Genomic DNA, 2,330 nt, shown 5'->3' on the forward strand with positions numbered 1-2,330 from the left:
TCCCCGGCGGAACGGCGGGCGCGCGTGCTCGCGCTCGTCGAGCTGTACGCCGAGGAGCTGGGGCTGGCCGCCCCGCCGGTGCCGTGGCACGCCGAGCGGTCCGCGGTGGGCGAGCTGGGGGCCGCGCTGGCGGGTACGGCGGAGGCGCTCGGCAAGGTGGCGACGGACGTCGTCCTGCTGGCCCAGACCGAGGTGGGAGAGGTCGCCGAGTCCTCACCGGGAGGCTCGTCGGCCATGCCGCACAAGCGAAATCCCGCCCGGTCGGTGATGATCCGCTCCGCCGCGCTCCAGGTGCCGGTGTACGCCCAGTTGCTGGGCCGGTCGGGCGAGCACGAACGGGCCGCGGGCGCCTGGCAGGCCGAGTGGCAGCCGCTGCGCGAGTGCCTGCGGCTCACCGGGGGTGCGGCTGAGACGGCCGCCGTGCTGCTGGCCGGGCTGGAGGTGTTCCCCGGCCGGATGCGCGCCAACGCCGGGCTCACCGGCGATCGCCTCCTCTCCGTACGGCTGGGAGCCGCACCGGAGCTCATCGACCGCATCCTCAGCGCCTACCGGGACCGGCGGCCGTAGGCCGTTCCCCGGCGGGACGATCTTTCCGACAGGACGGACAGTGACCTCTCAGACCTCTCATCTGACACTCCACCACCGCCTCGACGGTCCCGGGGACGGGCCGCTGCTGGTCCTCGGGCCGTCGCTCGGCACCACCATGGACGTCTGGCGGCCGCAGCTCGCCGCGCTCACCGCCACCTGGCGCGTGCTCCGCTACGACCTGCCGGGCCACGGCGGCTCCCCGCCCATCGCCGCAGGACCGCCGTCCGCGGCGCGCGCGGCGCTGACGATCGACGCGCTCGCCCGGGCCGTGCTGGACCTCGTGGGGGAGGAGCGCTTCGCCGTCGGCGGCATCTCGCTCGGCGGTGGGATCGCGACCGCCATCGCGGCGCGCGAACCGGACCGCGTACGGGGCCTCGTGCTGTGCTGCACGGCGGCCAGGTTCGGCGAGCCAGGGCCGTGGCTGGAGCGGGCGGCCGTGGTGCGGGACGGCGGGGTCGGTGCGCTCGCTCCGACGCTCGCGTCCCGCTGGTTCACACCGGGCTTCGACGGCGGCTGGGTGCTGGACATGCCGGCCGGCGTGGACGCGGAGTCGTACGCGGCCTGCTGCGAGGCCCTCGCCGCCTGCGACCTCACCGGTCGCCTGGGCGCGATCACCGCGCCCACCCTCGTCGTGGCCGGCGCGCGGGACCCCGCGACCCCGCTGGACCAGGCCCTCGTCCTGGCGGGCGGCATCCCGGACGCCCGCCTGAGCGTCGTCCCCCACGCGGCCCACCTGGCGAACGTGGAACGCGCGGACGCCGTCACCCGGGCGATCACCGACCACCTCGCCCGCGTCGCCCCCGATGACCGCCTCCCCTCGGAGGAGAGCTGGGCGGCGGGGATGAGGACCCGGCGGGAGGTGCTGGGAGACGCCCACGTGGACCGGGCCGTCGCCGCCACGACCGGGTTCACCCGGGACTTCCAGCACCTCATCACCCGCTACGCCTGGGACGAGATCTGGAACCGCCCAGGCCTCGACCGCCGCGCCCGCAGCTGCGTCACCCTGACCGCGCTTGTCGCGGGCGGGCATCTGGAGGAGCTGGCCGTGCACGTGCGGGCGGCACTGCGCAACGGCCTCACCCCCGGCGAGATCTCCGAGGTGCTGCTCCAGACGGCGATCTACTGCGGCGTTCCGGCGGCCAACGCCGCCTTCGCCGTCGCCGGGCGCGTAGTCGCGGAAGGCTGACGCGAGGAAGTCGAGGAAGTCATTGACGCGGACCATGACAGGGGCTACGTTCTTCTCAAATTAAAAAGGAAACCTTCCTATTAGTTTCCTTTTTCACTCCCATCCCACCCCCCAACCATCGGATGTCGGAGCGTCATGAGACAGAAGTCCCTCAGCAAGATCCTGGCGGGCCTGGTCGTGCTGGCCATGCCCCTGACGGCCGCCGTCGTCGCCACTCCAGGCGCGTACGGCGCCACCGCCGGCACGTCCGCGGCCTCGGCGAGCTTCCTCGCCGACTGGGCCCCGTGGACCACCTACAGCGCGGGCACCCGCGTCACCTACAACGGAGCCCAGTACGAGTGCCTGCAGGCCCACACCTCCCAGCCCGGCTGGGAGCCGCCGAACGTGGCGGCCCTCTGGAAGCCGGTCACCGGCGGAGGCGGCGACACCGAGGCCCCCTCGGTGCCGGGCAACCTGCGTTCGACCGGTGTCACCTCGAACAGCGTCTCGCTGGCGTGGAACGCCTCCACGGACAACGTGGGCGTGACGGGCTACAACGTGTATCGGGGCGGCACGC

General features: G+C 73.8%; 3 protein-coding genes. All 3 read left to right on the forward strand.

Features of this window, described 5'->3' with window-relative positions; genetic code table 11:
• A partial coding sequence (locus DQW85_RS24195) for a lyase family protein (protein WP_275888250.1) occupies positions 1 to 567 on the forward strand: 567 nt, incomplete at its 5' end.
• Positions 568 to 607: 40 nt separating this feature from the next.
• A complete protein-coding gene (gene pcaDC / locus DQW85_RS24200; RefSeq protein ID WP_240197394.1) occupies positions 608 to 1,774 on the forward strand; it encodes a bifunctional 3-oxoadipate enol-lactonase/4-carboxymuconolactone decarboxylase PcaDC in 1,167 nt (388 codons plus the stop codon).
• Between the two features lie 135 nt (positions 1,775 to 1,909).
• Positions 1,910 to 2,330 (forward strand): carbohydrate-binding protein (locus DQW85_RS24205; RefSeq protein WP_338043410.1); only part of this gene is annotated, 421 nt, incomplete at its 3' end.

It is taken from the genome of Nonomuraea lactucae, from assembly GCF_003313395.1.
GTDB classification, from domain to species: domain Bacteria; phylum Actinomycetota; class Actinomycetes; order Streptosporangiales; family Streptosporangiaceae; genus Nonomuraea; species Nonomuraea lactucae.